9 protein-coding genes are annotated in these 20,662 nt (G+C 44.3%); 3 read left to right on the top strand and 6 right to left on the bottom strand.

Annotation, left to right across the window (positions count from 1 at the left end):
- Positions 1–92: 92 nt before the first annotated feature.
- Positions 93–353, bottom strand: coding sequence for a hypothetical protein (locus tag RH86_RS05270; RefSeq protein WP_009385389.1), 261 nt, complete (start codon positions 351–353; stop codon positions 93–95).
- A gap of 199 nt (positions 354–552) precedes the next feature.
- A complete protein-coding gene (locus RH86_RS05275) occupies positions 553–12,816 on the bottom strand; it encodes an Ig-like domain-containing protein (protein ID WP_009385390.1) in 12,264 nt (4,087 codons plus the stop codon).
- A gap of 362 nt (positions 12,817–13,178) precedes the next feature.
- Here RH86_RS05275 and RH86_RS05280 point away from each other — a divergent pair, with 362 nt between their 5' ends.
- The 3 genes from RH86_RS05280 to arsB all read left to right on the top strand — a co-directional run bounded on the left by RH86_RS05280 (position 13,179) and on the right by arsB (position 15,447).
- The gene (locus RH86_RS05280; RefSeq protein ID WP_009385391.1) at positions 13,179–13,796 is read left to right on the top strand and encodes an esterase/lipase family protein; all 618 of its coding nucleotides are present in this window, start codon (positions 13,179–13,181) and stop codon (positions 13,794–13,796) included.
- Between the two features lie 128 nt (positions 13,797–13,924).
- Positions 13,925–14,275: an ArsR/SmtB family transcription factor gene (locus tag RH86_RS05285; protein ID WP_009385392.1), complete on the top strand. Its 351-nt coding sequence runs from the start codon at positions 13,925–13,927 to the stop codon at positions 14,273–14,275.
- An 86-nt stretch (positions 14,276–14,361) separates the two neighbouring features.
- Positions 14,362–15,447, top strand: coding sequence for an ACR3 family arsenite efflux transporter (gene arsB / locus RH86_RS05290; RefSeq protein WP_009385393.1), 1,086 nt, complete (start codon positions 14,362–14,364; stop codon positions 15,445–15,447).
- A 44-nt stretch (positions 15,448–15,491) separates the two neighbouring features.
- Here the strand turns inward: arsB and RH86_RS05295 are convergent, their stop codons facing one another.
- The 4 genes from RH86_RS05295 to pepT form a co-directional block, all read right to left on the bottom strand.
- Entirely contained in the window at positions 15,492–17,522 is a 2,031-nt protein-coding gene (locus RH86_RS05295; protein ID WP_009385394.1) for an EAL domain-containing protein, read from the bottom strand.
- A 293-nt stretch (positions 17,523–17,815) separates the two neighbouring features.
- On the bottom strand, positions 17,816–18,661 hold the full coding sequence (locus RH86_RS05300; protein ID WP_009385395.1) for a mechanosensitive ion channel family protein: 846 nt from the start codon (positions 18,659–18,661) through the stop codon (positions 17,816–17,818).
- A gap of 73 nt (positions 18,662–18,734) precedes the next feature.
- Positions 18,735–19,202: a DM13 domain-containing protein gene (locus RH86_RS05305; RefSeq protein WP_175422550.1), complete on the bottom strand. Its 468-nt coding sequence runs from the start codon at positions 19,200–19,202 to the stop codon at positions 18,735–18,737.
- A 53-nt stretch (positions 19,203–19,255) separates the two neighbouring features.
- Entirely contained in the window at positions 19,256–20,485 is a 1,230-nt protein-coding gene (gene pepT / locus RH86_RS05310) for a peptidase T (RefSeq protein ID WP_009385397.1), read from the bottom strand.
- Between the last annotated feature and the right edge of the window lie 177 nt (positions 20,486–20,662).

The raw sequence follows: 20,662 nt of genomic DNA on the forward strand, positions 1-20,662 counted from the left end.
GGTTGAACACCAACAGATAGATAAAAGCCCAACAATCAGGTTGGGCTTTTATCTAATGAATACTCATCTAGCTTTTAAATAATCCGCTTGTTCTACTCACGCCAAATAAGATTAGCGAATTTTTGCCCAATGACGTAACAAGCAAAAGTGACTGCACCCAAAATAACAATGCCAGCCAAATAGGCAAGATACTTGGGAAAACCTAATCCCCAAGCAAAAGTAAAAGCGAGACCATGCAAAGCTTCAATTGGCCATTGATAAACAGGGATATTTGCGCCGATAGAGAAAACAGAAACAAATAAACTTACGCCAACACATGCTGTGATCACAGCAAGCAAAATTGCTTTATTCATAAACGAGCAACGATAGTATTAAAAGCAAATTTTATTCCCGAGCTTTGTTTCTTACTAGTAAAAAATTTATACTGAAAGGCATTCTTTTAGGATAAAGCAACGCTATCACCTAAAATGATCTTTGGATAATCATCACTAACTCCATTAGCTCTTAGTGTATGTACACTAAGAACAAAAGGGCCTTTCGGCCCTTTTAGTATTATATTTCAGCGGGTTTAATCAATTCATTGAGCAAGTTGGTCAACTCATTACCTGTTATGTTACCACTACCACTGTTGATGCCATCAATTTGATCAACCACACCATCCACCTGTATCGTTTGGGTGCTTTGGCCATTATCCCGACTAATCGTCAATTCAACATGATTACTGTCTACCACCGTCGCTGTGATGCTGTTAAACAGATCATCCATCGTCTCGTTTTGTCCTAACAAGTCAGAGATATCGATCTTATCTTCGTTGACGGTAAAGTCTTTAATCACATCTAACCCGCCATCAAGATCGCCATTCATCCAGAGGAAGGTATCATCACCTTCACCACCGGTTAGGACATCATTACCAAGACCACCAATCAAGACATCGTCGCCTTCACCACCGAAGAGATAATCATCGCCTAGGCCACCATCAATAACATCATCGCCTTGATGACCAAGTAGAACATCATCAGCATCACTACCCGTGATGACATCATCACCAGTAGAACCATTGAGGCTTGGTGAATTTGCTTTCACGTTCCCACTTTGGCTGATATTCAATGTCGCTAGATGTTGTGACTCTACTCCGTTAGTATCAAGCACGGTATAAAGGATGTTGTAACCAACGGCTTCACCTGCTCCAAGTTGTGGGGCTGTCGGATCGGGTTGGAAGAAGTATGAACCATCTTCTTTAATACGCAGATCACCATAGTCTGTTTCGATCACCAGATCGTCTATATCAACTCTAGTGGTAACAGACGCTGGGTTGATCGATCCATTGACATCGATCTCTTGCAATACTTCAACGCTCGATGCATTAATGACAATCTCTTCAACATCCATCCCTGTGATCATCGCAAGTAACGTACCCGGTAGACCGATGGTTGGACGCAGTTTTGGTAGCTCAGTTTTGATCTTAGAATCGGGTATATAGAGAATATTCCCCGAACCTGCGACCTCTTCTAAGCCCTCTTTAGGAATCGATGATGGGACACCTACCCCGACAGAGGTGACCTCTTTACCAACAATAAAGGCATCCCACTCACTGTTGGTTGTTGAATCCCAGCCTCGGTTATTACTACCGTCACTAAGGAAGAAGATCACATCATTGGTATTGGTCAAATCAACACTATTAAGTGCAGCATCGTCATAGCCATTCATTACGCCATAAACCGCTTCTTCGTAATCCGTGTAACCTGAAGGGTCAAACACACCGGTATAACTACTATCAGCGACACTACTCAAGGCCGAGCCTAACATTGAAATGGCTTGATTAACGGTCATCCAGCCTTCACTTTGAGCATTTCGATCGGCATTATCATTGGCTTGTCCATCATTACCGTCACCGAGTTGGTCATCAAAATCGATGAGCTGCACCAAGACATTTTCCGATCCTTCTTGCACATTTACATGCTCAAGCATCTCTATTGACGCCTCAAGCACCAATTCCATTCTCATTTTGTTTTGATCCGGATTTCCTGAATCATTATAGAATGGTCTGCTACGCATACTGCCAGACGAATCGATAATCAAGCTCATCAAAGTCATTGGCGTTTCACCGCCTTGATCGGCATAGATATCTTGTTGTGATGCGGCATTTTCGGTACTAGTTGCGGTATCATTATTGGCCGCTTCAATGCTGGTCGCAGTAACATCAATATCTAAAACTGTACCTTGAGGATGGGTAATCACAAGGTTATCGAACGTTTCCGACACAGATCCTGTTACTGGCAGCACCCAATTCACACCATCTTGATATCCAGCAGAGACCACCGCGGTTGCAGGCAGGCCTTGAATAATGACAGATTGAATCTGTTCACTGCCATCTAAATCGGTGACTGAAGCCGTAATATCTACTTCGGTTTCAATCTCCCCTTGGCCGTTCACAGTTGACTCACCAAACACAATTGATACTGTTGGGTCATCAGCGACTGGGGTGATATTGATGGTTAAAGTGTCGCTAGCGCCAGTATTGGTGGTATAGGTTACAACTGGTAACATACCTGACCAATCAGCATTAGGTTCAAAGCTGTAGTCACCATTGGCATCAATTAACAATGCCCCTGAGGCTAAATTAATTGTTTCTCCGACGTTATAACTCACGTTATCAATGCTAATGGCTGCAACTTCCAGTAAGTTGTCTGCATCGGTTGCACTGGCCAGTAAATTACCTGACACCGAATTATCTTCATCAACGGTTTGTAATTCAGAAACGGTAACTGTTGGTTGATTTTCATGAACGACAACATCAATCGTCGCCACCGAGTCGGCTTCACTGGTTGAGTACTGCTCTTTCGTTGTTGAGGTAACAGTGATGGTAAAATCACTGTCATCACCCGAGGGTGGCAACACGGTTAGCTGCGTTAAATCCCAACCCGTCACGTCCACGATACCGCTGGCATCAACATCAATACTATTTGTTCCATCGCCTAACGTCGATCCTTGTGGCAGGCCGCTCAGCTCAATGGTTAAATTCTCGGAGCTGTCCGTATCGACCAAGGCCGTGGTTATTTCAGACAATGGAATTTCGGTATCTTGTAAGCCTTCGTTGTAACCATAGTGCTGATACACTTCGACACCATCGACAACTTTAAGATCCGAAGTTCGTAAGCCTGAATTGTCTAACGCGGTTTCATTAGGCAGCACTGAAAGCGCACTATTGGATAAGTCCACTGCGGTACCACCATTAATGGCAACATTCACATCAAAACTGCCGTTACCACTTTGATTATGGTGGTGAATTTCAATCGGATAATAACCGCTCACAGGGGGAACAAACGCACTACCGGTGATTTCGCCGCTATTCACACCCCAGCGCCCTTCATCGACTAACTGTCCTCCAACTTTAATGGCGATACTATCATCCGCTTGACCAGTAAAGTCATAGCTATTACCCGCCTCAAGATAAACAAGACCAGTCACTAATACCGCGGTACTGGCAGGGGTCGCCCCATTACCCGTATCTTCGACATTATCCGTGGTAGAGAGCGTCGCCTGAGTTGGGTCAAGTGCACTGATTTGTGCTACCAAGGTATCACCATCAACACCGTAACCTAAGCCATAAGTTGGATCGATGACGATATTATCCCATTCTGAGACGGTAAAGCTTTGCTCTGGCAAAACAATGTTCGGGGTGACAATGGTTAGGGTCGGCGCATCAGCGATCGGCGATACATCTATCGTGAGCGTTTGCTCTTCACTACGGGCATCGCCTTTCTCCAAAATAAAGCCCAGACTCGAGTAATCTTGATACTGGTTACCCTCTCCCGCATCTGGATATTGATCGTAACCCGTTTCATGCTCTGCTGGCACAAATCGAACATTGCCGAAGCTAATTTCTGATGCATCCACTCTGTCGCGTTCTGAGATTGGTTCCCAAGTGTCTAGCGACGTTTGCAACTCATACTGACCGTTGCTCGATAAATGCGTAATGAACAAGGTGGTATCAGGGTCGGTAATGCCAAAGTCATTCAAGCTCAGAATATGCGTGGTATCTTCGACAATCTCAATTTGTTGGCTAACCGCATCCAAAATCGGCAAGACAGTCACGTTGATCACTTTATCAACGCTTTCTTCGACACCAGGGGCATTATCTTGAGCAGTGGTTGTCACAACTAATGGGTAGTTACCTGGCTCAGATACATTAATAAACAGCTCGGCCAAGTCAGATTGCCATGCGGTGATATCAATAATGCCATTACTGTCCGGGGTGAGATCACCACCATTGGGGGCTTTAACTACCGTACCCGATGGGAACGCACTCAAGTCAAGGTGGGTTGTTAACGATTCCGAACCATCAGTATCCACCAAGCCAACGACAATATCGCTAAGGGCGATATAGCTGTCTTCATAACCGATGTTGTCGAGTGTTTCTAGCTTAATGTCATCGAGCAATGCTCCATAACTATTGGCGGAGGTTTCTGACTCAAACACCACCTTATATTGACCATCGTCTGGTGTTTGGAAATTGAGCGTTTCACTACTCCATTGCTTGCTTTGCTGATCGGTGTATTCAAACAATATCGTGCGATTACCTTGACTATCCTCTAAGAATACTGTCATAGGCGAATCATCAAGTCGGCGAGCAGCGACATCAAATGATAATGCGTAAAACTGGCCTGCTTCACCATCAAATTGGGTGTAAAGTTGATCGTCACCATGACGACCTTCTAACTCATAAACCTGATTGCCTTGCTCTCCTGCATTACCACGATAAACGGTTTCCTTACCAACCTCATGATAATCTTTGTTTCCTGTATTGTTGTCTGTTCCCCAAACACCCTCGGCACCATCACTAATGCCAGAAACAACGTTGGCGTCGGTGAGCTCTTGTGAGTCAATATCACCGCGCCATGAACGACCATCCAGATCGATTGTATCGAAATTATGGAACGATAAAATTTCCGCCCCTTCGATATCGATCGTTGGTGTATCCGTGACCGCTTCAACATCGACCTCAATAATATGGTCTTCAATCACCGTGTCATTCGCTGTATAGCCTTCAACTCGCAGACTGAAGTTCACGTCACTATGTTCTGGTGGCGTTATCTCCAGAGTATCCAACTGACTTGGCGAGACAGAAGCCATACCATTGGCCACACTAATCGCATTACCGTTTGAAGCGAGAACTGCACCATCAGGAATATCTTTAATGACCACTTCCACAACAGAACTGTCAGCGGGTAGGGAAATATCAAGCGCAATCGCGGTATCTTCTTTACCCGAGGCACTATCAATAACATCAAGATCAGACACTTCGATTACTTTAATCGTTGTCGTTGCAGTATTGGACGTTTGTCCAGCATTATCAGTTACTTGAACTGTAACTGTACGATCAGTCTCATCAGGGTTGTCACTCGTATTCTCAAAGCCAATTTGTTTCAAGAAGGCTTCAAAGTCAGCGGCAGATAGGCCGTTAGGATCATCAGCGGTCACAGTGAGTACTATCGATGAAGCAAGTACACTTTGACCGATGGTATAACCGGTTGTATCAGCAGGTAGCACCAAAGTATCGCCGTCGAGCTTGTTGACTAAGGTCACTTCCATACTGCTAATACGGTCATGGTCATCAAAAATGTCAGCATCGATATCAGCAATGGATACTGGTGAATCACCTTCGGTAAAGGTGGTCTGATAGTCAACATTCGTGTCAACTTTCGATACTTTGATAACCAAGTCATCATAATCATCGTCATCGTTCGGATGTACTAGCTGATCATCAAAACTCAATACGGTGTTGCCGTCGTTATCTTCAGAGATTCGAATGGTTGAATTTTCACCGTGCGTCGAGAAAACCGTTTGGTTTGGAACGACGGCGCCATTGATCAGTAATTCACCATCGTCATTCATAGTGAATTCAGCATTGTTCGGAGCATTGTTGATAACATCAGCGCCATCCGGGATAAGGAAATATCCCACATTATCCAGGCTATCGAGCTGCCCCAGTACAGGATCCACCACATTGCCTTGATAATCATGAGAATCAGCGATCAGAATCATCAATTCCTGAGTATCACTCGCGTCATCATAGACGTAGTAACCAAACACATTTTGATAACCTGCATTTTCACTAACAAACTCGATTTGATATTGGCCTCCATCCAGATCTAACGTCGGAGCTTCATTATCGGTAATGGTCGCGCTGCCTTGCTCTGTTCCTTGTTGATACTCGGTTGCAGCAGATAAGGTAAACATTTCGTTGTTATCGGATATGGCATCATCTGTTGTTTGCACCAATACATCAAATGCGGACTCACCTGCTGGTAAAACAAATTGAGCGGTACCATCATTTGCGACGGCGAGAACTTGTGTAGTAGCACCAAATTGCACCGTCAGTTCTGCACCCTCAAAATCTTCCGGAGTTGTTGCACTCAACTCCGATAGCGTCAATGTGATGGTCGTATCTGTTGTGCTACTTGATGAAAGCGTCACATCAAAGGTCGCAATGCCCCCCTCTTCGACTGTCGGCTCACTCACCGCGGTCACTACTGGGCGATCATCATCCTCTGGAGTTGGGCCTTGTGGATCAACACTGCCATCATCAAAAATGGTCGCCGTTCCAGTATCACTGCCTTGCACGCCTACCACTCCAACAGCGGTCAGCTCAAAGCTCTCAGGGCCTTCATACACTGGCGCATTGTTGTCATCTACCGTCGGTATCGTTACGCGAATTTCATTCACACCAGCGGGTAAGATAACATCACCATTATTAGCGACCGTTAAAGCTTCCCAACCACTATTGCCTTCGAACTCAACCACCATCGTGCTGATATCATCACTTTCCGTGGTCACGTGATTGATGCCCAAATTAATGGTGGTTGGCGCTTCTGTTGGCATCGAAAGAGAGACGGTAAAGACCGCTTCTTGGCCTTCACTCACATCCACATCGGCAGACACTTCAACTTGCGGAATATCGACGTTTTCAATATTCCCTTCACCACTCACACCACCAATGCTGAGTGTGTAGTCTTCCGTAATTTCATAAATCCCATCGACTAGCGTTGGAATGACAATGCTGAAATTGCTGATACCAATTGGCACCACAATTTCGTTAGTATTGGCGTCGTAAGTCACACCATTGGTGAACTGAACATTGCTTAAATCAACATCGTTATCGCTTGCGGTGTCTCCATTCGCGCCAAACTCAATGCTATAGCGGGTTTCCTCAAGTACACCGTCTTCAAGTGCCACTTGATAAACCAAATTATCGCCTTCCACCACGGTGGTATCGAGCATCTCTATGGATTCAACCTCCACCGGAGTCGGCAGTGGGTTGACGATAATGGACACTTTGGCTTCATCAAAGCCGCCTTTATCGTCGGTGATCACATAATCAAAATGGGTATTCCCGATGAAGTCATCATCTAAATCGATGTAGACGATGCCATCTTCTATCCAAATATTGGCATTGTTGGCATCTGACACATGCGTAAAGCGGATATTATCGCCGTCTGGATCGGCATCGTTGCCCAACAACTCAGCGACAGGAATTTGCAACACATCCCCTTGGTTTGCGGCGTAAGCACCATCACTGGAGGCTTTAAATCCGGTGAGGAAGTAATCGGAAGAATCAGAGCCGCGACTCGGCTCATTAACAAAGTCGACCGACTCAAACACGATGTTATCAAAAGCGACACCGCCTAAAGCGGTTTCATCGAAGCTGTAGGTACCGTTGCTATTGCCTTCATTCGCAATGAACAAGCCACTCGCGACAGCATTATCACCGAGATAAGCGACCCATTTACCTTGCTCATGGTTGCCAGAGCCACCTTCATTTTTAAACAGGTTAGAGACGGAGAAACTAAATTCAGTCACGGGCTCATCCAGATCAATTCTAAATTGCTCTGATTCGCCCTCTTCACGATTGTATTGGATTTGCGCACCCGGTCCGCCGTTTTCATCGCCTTCCACACCGCGTTTCACGCCACTTTCGGTAATTCCTTTGTCATCGCCTTGATAGCTCGCGCTGATTTGCGCATCAGGATGGCTCCAATCGTCACCATTAAATTTACCCAATGCCACTTCAAATTCCACCGGATCATCGGTCGCAATCGGTGGCGCATTATCGGCCTCCACAAGGCTAACGGTGCGCTCTTCACTGACATTATCGTCACTGTCCACGGCGCGATAATCGAAGGTATCGTCTGCAGGGCTCGCTTCAAAGTAACGCAACTCCCAGTTACCGTTACCGATCGTCGAGACTTCGACACTGGTGATTTGTGCGCCTTCTTGGCCTTCCGATGCAAAGATTTCTATCTCTTTGAACAAGTCCGTATTGCCCGAGGTTTCTTTGGTTACCTCTTTAACAATAGGACCACCTTCATCAAGGTAAACCGTAATAAGCACGCTGGTTGGGTTGGCTTGCTGTTCTTCATAGAACCAGCCACCAAGGCCATCAAGCCCCAAGGTAACTGAATCTGAAGGTCGATCAGACATATCAATGGTAATTGACTCGTTGGCTTGAATACCGTTACCACCGCCAACACCTAAACCATAACCAACATGATTTTTGTCACCGTAATATTGAGTAAGCGCTTGGTCATTATCAGAATTAGCGGTGATACGAATCACATCATCACTACCTTCAAAAGTCAGTACTCGCTGAGTTGAGTCTCCCTCTACTGGCTCACCCCAGTTTAGGAAGTTTGTTGTACTTCTATCCCCTTCAAAGCCTTCCGGCTCCTCTTGAACACCAAGGAAGAACCCTGTCGATTGGTTATCGTTTTCATAGGTGAATAGCGTTGGATCGAAGGTTTTAAGCTCACCAATCACGTCACCATTGTCGTCAAATTGCGTCAAATCACTCTCATCGAGTGGTTGACCATCGTAGAACAGTACTCCTGATTCTGGCAGACTGGTGATGAGCACCTCTAGTGGTGTATTGGCAGGGTCATCTTCCGCATCGGAAATATGGTCGTTATTTGCATTGACGTCGTCATTGAAAACAATGGCAGCGGCGCCACTTGAGTCGAGTGCAACATCAAAGTCCTCGGCTTCTGGTGGGTTATCTTTGCTGTCATCAATCAACACATGCTGGCTGGCATTACTTAAATCCAACGCTTCGAAGATGTTGTTGTTTTGGTCATCGGTTACCGAAAGCGCGGATACCGTAAAGGCTTGGCCTTCTTCATAGACATCATCTTGTACCGTATCAATGGTAAAGTTCGCGGTATAACCATCTGGATTGACTATCGCCTGCGCAACTTCAACAATGTCATCACCATCTGCATTAACGTAGCTGTAACTCAACGTAATGATGCTACCGACAGGCGCAAGTGGTGTACCATTAGGTTTCGCTGGATCGCTCAACGTAATGGTAAAGGCTCCTGTTGTATCGCCTTCCATCACTGACTCTGGGCCTGTTAATGTCACAATCGCGGCGTCAACATCATCGATAATGGTGGCATCACCATCAACATCGCTTTGTTGATATTCGGTTGTTGCCGCTAGATTAAACGTCTCATTATTATCAACAATAACGTCGTCGTTAGTCTGCACCAATACTTCAAATTCAGATTCTCCCGCAGGTAAATCGAATTGCACGCTACCGTCATTGGCAACAGATAAAACTTGGGTTGTAGTGCCGAACTTAACCGTCACTTCACTACCATCAAAATCATCTGGGTCTGAAGCTGTACCTTCAGAAAGTGTTAAGGTAATCGTTGTGTCTGTTGTGCTACTTGATGAAAGCGTCACATCAAAGGTCGCAATGCCCCCCTCTTCGACTGTCGGCTCACTCACCGCGGTCACCACTGGGCGATCATCATCAGGTGGAGTTGGGCCTTGTGGATCAACACTGCCATCATCAAAAATAGTCGCCGTTCCGGTATCACTGCCTTGCACGCCTGCCACTCCAACAGCAGTCAGCTCAAAGCTCTCAGGGCCTTCATACACTGGCGCATTGTTGTCATCTACCGTCGGTATCGTTACGCGAATTTCATTCACACCAGCAGGTAAGATAACATCACCATTATTGGCAACCGTTAAAGCTTCCCAACCATTATTGCCTTCAAATTCAACCACCATCGTGCTGATATCATCACTTTCCGTGGTCACATGATTGATGCCCAAATTAATGGTGGTTGGCGCTTCTGTTGGCATCGAAAGAGAGACGGTAAAGACCGCTTCTTGGCCTTCACTCACATCCACATCGGCAGACACTTCGACTTGCGGAATATCGACGTTTTCAATATTCCCTTCACCACTCACACCACCAATGGTAAGTGTGTAGTCTTCCGTAATTTCATAAATCCCATCGACTAGCGTTGGAATGACAATGCTGAAATTGCTGATACCAATTGGCACCACAATTTCGTTAGTATTGGCGTCGTAAGTCACACCATTGGTGAACTGAACATTGCTTAAATCAACATCATTATCGCTTGCGGTGTCTCCATTGGCGCCAAACTCAATGCTATAGCGGGTTTCCTCAAGTACACCGCCTTCAAGTGCCACTTGATAAACCAAATTATCGCCTTCCACCACGGTGGTATCGAGCATTTCTATGGATTCAACCTCCACCGGAATCGGCAGTGGGTTGACGATAATGGACACTTTGGCTTCATCAAAGCCGCCTTTATCGTCGGTGATCACATAATCAAAATGGGTATTCCCGATGAAGTCATCATCTAAATCGATGTAGACGATGCCATCCTCTATCCAAATATTGGCATTGTTGGCATCTGACACATGCGTAAAGCGGATATTATCGCCGTCTGGATCGGCATCGTTGCCCAACAACTCAGCGACAGGAATTTGCAACACATCCCCTTGGTTTGCGGCGTAAGCACCATCACTGGAGGCTTTAAATCCGGTGAGGAAGTAATCGGAAGAATCAGAGCCGCGACTCGGCTCATTAACAAAGTCGACCGACTCAAACACGATGTTGTCAAAAGCGACACCACCTAAAGCGGTTTCATCGAAGCTGTAGGTACCGTTGCTATTGCCTTCATTCGCAATAAATAAGCCACTCGCGACAGCATTATCACCGAGATAAGCGACCCATTTACCTTGCTCATGGTTGCCAGAGCCACCTTCATTTTTAAACAGGTTAGAGACCGAGAAACTAAATTCAGTCACGGGCTCATCCAGATCAATTCTAAATTGCTCTGATTCGCCCTCTTCACGATTGTATTGGATTTGCGCACCCGGTCCGCCGTTTTCATCACCTTCCACACCGCGTTTTACGCCACTTTCGGTAATTCCTTTGTCATCACCTTGATAGCTCGCGCTGATTTGCGCATCAGGATGGCTCCAATCGTCACCATTAAATTTACCCAATGCCACTTCAAATTCCACCGGATCATCGGTCGCAATTGGCGGCGCATTATCGGCCTCTACAAGGCTAACGGTGCGCTCTTCACTGACATTATCGTCACTGTCCACGGCGCGATAATCGAAGGTATCGTCTGCAGGGCTCGCTTCAAAGTAACGCAACTCCCAGTTACCGTTACCGATCGTCGAGACTTCGACACTGGTGATTTGTGCACCTTCTTGACCTTCCGATGCAAAGATTTCTATCTCTTTGAACAAGTCCGTATTGCCCGAGGTTTCTTTGGTCACCTCTTTAACAATAGGACCACCTTCATCAAGGTAAACCGTAATAAGCACGCTGGTTGGGTTGGCTTGCTGTTCTTCATAGAACCAGCCACCAAGGCCATCAAGCCCCAAGGTAACTGAATCTGAGGGTCGATCGGACATATCAATGGTAATCGACTCGTTGGCTTGAATACCATTACCACCGCCAACACCTAATCCATAACCAACATGATTTTTGTCACCGTAATATTGAGTAAGCGCTTGGTCATTATCAGAATTAGCGGTGATGCGAATCACATCATCACTACCTTCAAAAGTCAGTACTCGCTGAGTTGGATCGCCCTCTACTGGCTCACCCCAGTTTAGGAAGTTTGTTGTACTTTCATCCCCTTCAAAGCCTTCCGGCTGCTCTTGAACACCAAGGAAGAATCCGGTCGATTGGTTATCGTTTTCATAGGTGAATAGCGTTGGATCGAAGGTTTTTAGCTCACCAATCACATCGTCATTAGATTGAGAAAGGCTATCGGATGCTGAGAGGTTGTTGAATACGGTTAGATCATTTTCAGTCAGTGCGACACCATCATAAAGCAGCACTCCCGATTCAGGCAGACTTGTGATCACGACCCTTAGCGGTGCATTAGCGGCATCATCTTCGGCATCGGAAATATGGTCATTCGTTGAATCAACATCATCATTGAAAATGATTGCGGCTCTGCCACTTTCATCAAGTGACACATCGAAACTGCGAGCTTGTGGCGGCGTATCTGGTTCGGGAATAGGTTCATTCAGTAAGGTAATAATACGTTCTATTAAGCCTAGGCTTTGCGTTCTTGATAGGCCGAGACTTTCAAAACCTTGCGTTTCAAATAACGTTTGAGCAATCGCCTCATCACCAGTACGTTGCACTGAATCTAAGCTTGTACCGCTGGAACCATTTTCTTCACCAGCAGCGGGATCAAACTCTACATCAACTTGAGTTGGGTCTTGCCCTTCTTCAACGGCCGCGATGATTTGTTGAACATCATCGCTGACATCACGAAGCGATCCATCTTGTTCTGCGATAGCAGCGTTTACAACAGGAGTCCCCGCTTCCGTAAATGTGCCATCAGGTAACATTATTATATCACCTGGTAGAGGGCTTTCCCCTTCCTTAAGGTTTCTTACATTCCCATCAGCACTAACAACAATAGCACCCGCAACATTCGCAATTGATAGATAAGCCCCAAGTCCCATAACACCACCTGTCCTACTTTATACAATAATAAACTCGCCGTATAACTCGGCTCATTTAATAGTAGTCCAAATGGCAATTTTGACAGGGCATGGCGCACATAATGGACACATAACTCATCGAGATCTGACCATCGTTCAATACGCTATAATCTCGCTGAATCCACACTAACGTGTCCAATTAAAACCTAAATAAGATCTGGCGGGGCCGATAGCGGCTTGATCATAAGAGATAAATCAAAAATACAATTTGGGATATATTTACCCGCGGCTGTATAAACCAAGTAAATGAACATTGTTTTATTATGAAAAATCTGGCAATTTACTCTTTAGTGGAAATAAGTGTATTTGGGGGGGACAAATCGATGAAGATTCTCATTTTGCATGGGCTGTATATGCATAGCATTGTTATGCAGCCACTAAGCCGCAAACTTCGCCAGATGGGCTTTAATACTCAAACGATTACCTACAACACTGTTGCGATTGATGACAATGCTATTTTCAGTAAACTCGATGACGCCTTATCCAGCAGCGAAACGAATATTCTCGTTGGCCATAGCCTTGGCGGGATTATCATCAAACGTTATCTCGCCTCTCGTAAACCCACTATTCAATCTATTAGCCATATCGTCACTATTGGTACCCCAATTAAAGGCGCTTCCATCGTCGGACGAATAAAACAGTTAGGTTTCGCCTCTATTCTCGGCAACTCACCGCAGCACGGATTAGATCCACATGATGACCGTTGGGAGTTTCCACAAAGGCTAGGATGTATTGCAGGAACACTACCCATTGGTGCGAGAGCATTGCTCATGATGGACAGAAGTATTCAATCTGATGGCACGGTGACAGTAGAAGAAACCATGATTGATGGGATGACCGATCATATTCTGACACCTCGTAGTCATACGAGTTTGATCTATAGCACGTTTGTACCTAAGCAGATCCACCACTTTACGCAATACCATAAGTTCGAGCATTAAGTGAAAATCGTTTGGCAAACTTGATCAGCAAATCTTCAAGTGGGGGTGGGGGAAGAAACAAATATAATCGGTAAAACTTGATCGTCACAAAATAACACGATAGGATAATCGTCATTCGACGATACACTATGCAAAGTGATATGAATAAATGTAAAGAGATAACCGCTAAAGCATTAATGACCGATCCAACGCAACTGGAAAAAGAGCAACAATTTGCAACACTCGCAAAAGCACTCTCTCATCCAGCTCGCGTTCGTATACTCAAGATTTTATTTACACTCGATAATTTGGGTGGCTGCCTAAACAGTGACTTGGTTTCTGAGCTTGGCCTTGCCCAATCGACGGTCTCTGAACATCTACGCATCCTCAAACAAGCCGGGTTTATTAGTGCAGAACCGATGCCGCCTAAAATGTGTTATCGCATCAACCGCCAAACAGCGGAAACTTTTTCATCCTTGTTCAGTCAGCTATTAGACTAATACTGATTGAACAAATATAGGTAGCTTGTGCTACCTTTTTATTAACTCAATCAATCGCAATTCGACGATAAACGAAAGGTTTTGCTATGAATAATACAACTCCACCTCTCACACCACCAAGCATGAGTTTCTTGGATCGCTACTTAACACTGTGGATCTTTTTAGCGATGGCTATTGGTGTTGCAATAGGTGCACTATGGCCGCAAGTTGCACACTGGAACGATGCTATGTCTGTCGGGAGTACCAATATTCCATTAGCAATTGGCCTCATTCTTATGATGTATCCACCACTTGCTAAAGTCGATTACCGCCTACTGGGTAACGTGCGCAGAGATAAGCAAGCAGTAAAGCTCTCTTTGATTACGAATTGGGTTGTCGGACCTATCCTAATGTTTGTTCTCGCGATTACCTTCTTGGCAGATAAACCAGGTTACATGGTCGGCATCATTTTAATTGGCTTAGCGCGTTGTATTGCAATGGTTCTCGTATGGAATGATCTGGGTGGTGGCAATAAAGAATACGGCGCTGCTCTCGTTGCCGTGAATAGCGCATTTCAGATTGTCACTTATAGCTTTATGGCATGGCTGTTTATCAGTGTGTTACCGCCGTTGTTAGGATATCAAGGCTTTGATGTTGATATATCAATCTTTACTATCGCAGAAAGCGTACTCATTTATCTTGGTATTCCATTCCTTGCTGGCTTCCTCAGCCGTAAATTATTAGTAAAAGCGAAGGGAGAACGTTGGTATAACGAGGTTTTCATTCCCCGAATCTCGCCAATTACCTTAGTTGCGCTACTGGCGACTATCGTGCTGATGTTTAGCTTAAAGGGAGAGATGATTTTAGAATTGCCAATGGATGTCGTGCGTGTGGCTATCCCATTAGCGATCTACTTTGTCGTCATGTTTTTCGTTAGCTTTTATGTGGGAAAACGTATGGGGATCGAATACGACAAGAATGCATCAATCGCTTTCACTGCGACAGGCAACAATTTTGAACTCGCGATTGCCGTTTCTATTGCTGTATTTGGCTTAAATTCTGACCAAGCTTTTGCTGGAGTCATTGGGCCATTAATCGAAGTGCCTGTACTAATCGCGCTGGTTAACGCGGCATTAAAACTAAAACAGAAATACCCTATTCAAGCTTCAATATCCCCAACAACAAGTCGCTAAATCATCTAGCAGAACTAGAAAGAGGGCCTGCGCCCTCTTTCTAGTTAACAAAATATATCTTGCTCAATGATCTCACTCAGTGGCATTGGCTTATAGAAGTAGTAGCCCTGAATCAAATGGATATCTTGCTGCTGCATGAAATCGATTTCCTCTTGTTCTTCAACCCCTTCAACCACGATTTCTGCACCGATAGTACGAACCAATTGAGTTGTGAGGCTAAACATCTCTTTACCGTTTTTCTGCTTCAAATTTAAAACAAGCGAGCGATCTATTTTCACTTTATCGAATTCATAGCGGCTCAGGTAACCAATCGATGAATATCCAGCGCCAAAATCGTCCAACGCAATTTTAATGCCTATGCTGCGCAGTTCTTGCAATACATTCCAAGTTGTTTCTTCATCTTGAATCAGCAAATCTTCGGTGATCTCAAATTCAATCTGATTGAATGCCAAATTACTTTGCTCAATCATCTTAATCACAATTTTTGCGAAGTTTTCAATCAAAAATGTATCAGGTGATATGTTAATCGATACCTTAAATTTTGGATCAACCGCTAATGGGCTCACTTCATGCAAAGCTTGTTTAACCACCCACAAATCCACTTCAGAAGATAAGCCTAACTTCGCGAAGCTTGATAAAAAGGTCGGTGGGGTAATTTTACCATCGTAGCTTTTATGGCGAATCAGTACTTCCAACGAGTTGATGCAGTTTCGCTGCATATCAACTTGTGGTTGGTAAAACAGGACAAAATCACCTGTCGTTTGCAATTGACTAATATTTCGCTGCGCTGCCAGATTACCACTCATCTGCGGTAACATCCCCATCACTGCACGGTTGTTACCCATATCTCGATAATTGAAGAAGTTATCAGACAAACCTTTGGTAAAGATCGCATTAGTACCGATTACTTTATCCATTTGTTTAAAGAATGGGTAATAAATCAAAGTACATACCATGATGATCACCAGCTGTAATATCACTGCTGCTGGATCATTACCGGTAGCGTTATAACCACTCAATAGTGCAGGCGTCATCCAGCTGACGAAGGTTTCAACTGGCGAAACTAAACCTAACGCGGTTGCGGTATAGGCCAGTACCAAACCTGCAATTGGAGCAAGCAAAAACGGCACAATCAATAGTGGATTAAAGATTACCGGTAAGCCGAATAAAATCGGCTCGTTAATATTGAATATACTAAGCACTAAAGTAGCGGCAGCAAGTGCTCGATAGCCTCTATTTTGGGTAAAAAACAACATGCACAATACAAGGCTTATGGTGTTGCCAGAGCCCCCCATTGCGGCATAGATGTCGTAAAAATTACTGGTTAATATTGGGAGTTGTACGCCAAAGTCCGCATATAAGCGATAACTTTGTGCCGTAAATTCGTAAAGCTCACTCTTTAAAGGTGCAAGTACAATATGACCATTGATCCCTATGCTCCAAAACAAGTTGCGCACAAGCTCATAGATAACTGCATCGCCTAAAGAATACTCATCTAAGGTTGGAATGAGTCTAAAAAACTCACTGCTTGCAATAATCCAATCTTTTAAGAGAGTGCCTGCTCCGACATAAAGCACAACCATAAAAACGGCTGCTCCAACCAAATTAATGGTTTGATCGACAACATTTGGCAATTCAGATTCAACAAACAATCGTCTCTTTTCGATAAGTTGTGTCGTCTTACTCACCAAAAAAGGAATAATAATCGCCAATGGATAGTTAGTTGGTATCACTGACCCCGGCTGTAACATGCCCCATTCATGGCCTAAGATGACATAAATAAGCAATGCAGGCGTAATGACATTAGCACGCGATGTTTTATGTAGCGTGGCTAAAAATTGCGAATAATAGACAACTAATAAAATCGGGAAAAGCTTCCAGACTAACGTGCTCGTTAGCTGAATTTTTTGAGCCCAGTCTGCAAAACCGAGCATAGATAGACCAGTGCCAATCAACATACAAAATGCAGATAGTAAACTGATAGGTAATAGCATCAGAAATACATTACATAAGCCATTAATGTATTGGTTTTCTGATATTTTTGAGAGTACACAATAAAGTGATTTTGTGTTCATTGAGGCTAAATTTCCAATACTTGCTTTACGCAATATGTTCAGAAAAACTGCCGCACCGAATCTGTCCTTGTAACTTCTAACCCTATGGGTCGTTGATCTATCAACAGTTGCGCCATACTAACTGCTCACTCTGAGCACGCTTGCTAATTTTATTAAATGTTATGAATAGCAAGCAGGCGCACGTTACCTGCTATTGGCTGAAAGATCTATCGGGATATTTTATCGTTTCGATTTGTGCTATTTTTTTGACGCGTCAAATTTTACTCAAAAAGCAATCACTTACGATTTTCCTTTCAGTTAATCGTTGGCGCAAACCTTTGCTCGTACATTTCCATGAAATCTTGGCGAATTAACTGCTCAAGATGGTTGGCTTGTTCGGTGGGACAAAACAGCATTACGTGGACGGCTTGTTCACCCGTAGAGGTACTATTGATATGAATATGTGGCTCCGAACCAGGTAGATCGACCCCGGCATGTTTCTCAATTACTGAGTTATAGCGACGCGCAACTTCAATAAATGATAAACAGTGTTCTTCAACCTTAACATTAAGCTCTGGCAACAATGGGTAGAGGTTAACAAAGTCACGTACAACGATACTAAAGTCATGATAAACATAACGCTTCATAAAATTGAGGTTTTTTACCGGATAAGTAAAAAACATACTGTTCGGTAATGTCGCTGTTTTACCCGTGAAATGGTATTGACCATGATAAAGATCGATCTCTTGAATCACCGTTGCCATCATATTGTGTTCGATCACTTCACCACACAATTTCCCCACTTCAATCCAGTCCCCAATTCGGAAAGAGCGTGAGCTGGCACGCTGTATAGATCCTGTGAAACAAAGAATAATTTCTTTACTTGCCACAACGACCGCCACAGCAATGGCCGTTAAAGACAATGCGAACTCATTGATCTCCGATTGCCACAGAATAAACAGAGACAGTACCATCATGGCAAACGCGCCATTTTTGGTGCGTGACATCCAGTTGCGCTGATCTTCTGATAAAAAGGCGACATCACCACGAATCTTCGCTAAGGTGACACGGCGTACAATTGAAATCAGCAAGATAATCAATGCCGAGAATGCCAACTTATGAGTTAGAAGAAAATCGATAACAACTTGTACTTTCTCCACGCTCTACTCCTATCAATAATTCAAACGCGTTGCTTTAACCATAAACTTCCCACACTAAGCGCAGAAAATCCAGCTAGTTATATCGTGCGGAAGTGATAAATTGGCCAAAACTTTCACACCAAACGATCACTGTATTAAATTCTTCCACTTTTATATCGACAGGAAGATCAATAGAAAAACGGTCAAAAGTTCGGATGTCACCTACTTGAGCCATACGATTTTTATGCTGATGAAACTCAGCTTCTGTTTCTATATAGATAGGCGATAGATAGAGTTTATAGTCAGGCCCTGGCGCCAACTCACCGATGAATACAACCTGGCTATCCGTTAACGAGACGGAACCTTCTCCCCAGTGCAGAAAATCACTGTCCTGCCGCTCACGTTGAAATGTTCCGCTAAATAGCGCGTGATTTGAGATTTGTTCAACCGACGTCATTTCCGGTGACGCTGGTTGAGTAAGGATGGGCAATGCGTAAATACCTAACGCAAAGCCCACCCCTCCGATAAACAGATGAGAAAATAATAATAGAGCACCTTTAATCATCACTTACTCCAGAGTTAAGGGGACTCCTTAATCCTAGAACAATCAGAGAATTATCGGTAATTGAGCGCGGTTTTTTCTGACAACTTCACAATAACGTTAACCGCATCTTGCATGCCTTGTACGGTGATAAACTCATGGATACCATGAAAGTTATAGCCACCAGTAAAGATGTTTGGGCAAGGCAAGCCCATAAACGACAAACGAGCACCATCTGTTCCACCACGGATGGGAGTAATGTTTGGTTTAATATCGCACTCAATCATTGCTTGTTTGGCTAATTCAATGATGTGCGGGTAAGGCTCAACCATTTCCTTCATATTGAAATAGCTGTCAGTGAGTTTCAGTTCCACATGACCTTTATGTAGCTCGGCATTCAATCGATCGACATTACGCTGCATGACAACTTTACGCTCTTCAAGCCCCGCTCGGTCAAAATCACGGATGATGTAACCAAGCTCACTGCGAGCAACCGACATTTCTGCCGATTTAAGATGATAAAAGCCTTGATAACCATCGGTGCATTCTGGTGTTTCGTCCGCGGGCATCATCATTTGAAAACGTGCCGCAAGATTAATGGAATTAACCATCTTATCTTTCGCCGTGCCCGGATGAACATTGATGCCATGGAAGATTACATCTGCGTTAGTTGCATTGAAGTTTTCATACTCCAACTCACCTACAGGCCCACCATCAATGGTATATGCCCACTCTGCACCAAATTTTTCAACATTAAATAGATCGGCTCCTCTGCCAATCTCTTCATCAGGGGTAAAACCAATGCAAATATCGCCATGGGGAATATGAGGGTTATTTATTAAGTGGGCCATCGCTGTAATGATTTCAGCAATACCGGCTTTATTATCTGCCCCCAATAAGGTGGTACCATCCGTGCAGATGATGTCGTGACCATGCAGATTATGCAGTTCAGGGTAATGAATGGGGGAAAGCACTTCATCGCCTTTGCCGAGCGCGATGTCACCGCCTTGGTAATCTTCAACGATTTGCGGTTTTACATTGTAACCCGACGCATCTGGAGCAGTATCCATATGGGCAACAAAGCCAACCGCAGGCACTGAGTAGTCAACATTGCTCGGTAAGCGAGCCATCAAGTAGCCATTATCGTCGAGAGAGACATTACTCAAACCTAGATCGATCAGTTCCTGCTTTAAAGCTTGAGCAAAGGTATGCTGGCCTTCACTACTTGGGCAACGCAGATTACTAGGGTTAGACTGAGTGTCAAAAGTTACATAACGCAAAAAGCGATCAACCAAATTATTCATATTCAATACGTTCCAAGAAAAGTTCCCGCATTGATACTACGCCTTCAGCCATGGATGTTTTTGCTGCAAATCATAAATTTCTCATTAACTGCAATCGACACTCTGCTTAACTAGGCATTAAAAAGCAAAATTTTCACTTTGTAGCAAAAATTAGTAAAAAAAACGCCTCATCATAGA

Source organism: Vibrio sp. N418 (assembly GCF_000222565.1).
GTDB classification, from domain to species: domain Bacteria; phylum Pseudomonadota; class Gammaproteobacteria; order Enterobacterales; family Vibrionaceae; genus Vibrio; species Vibrio scophthalmi.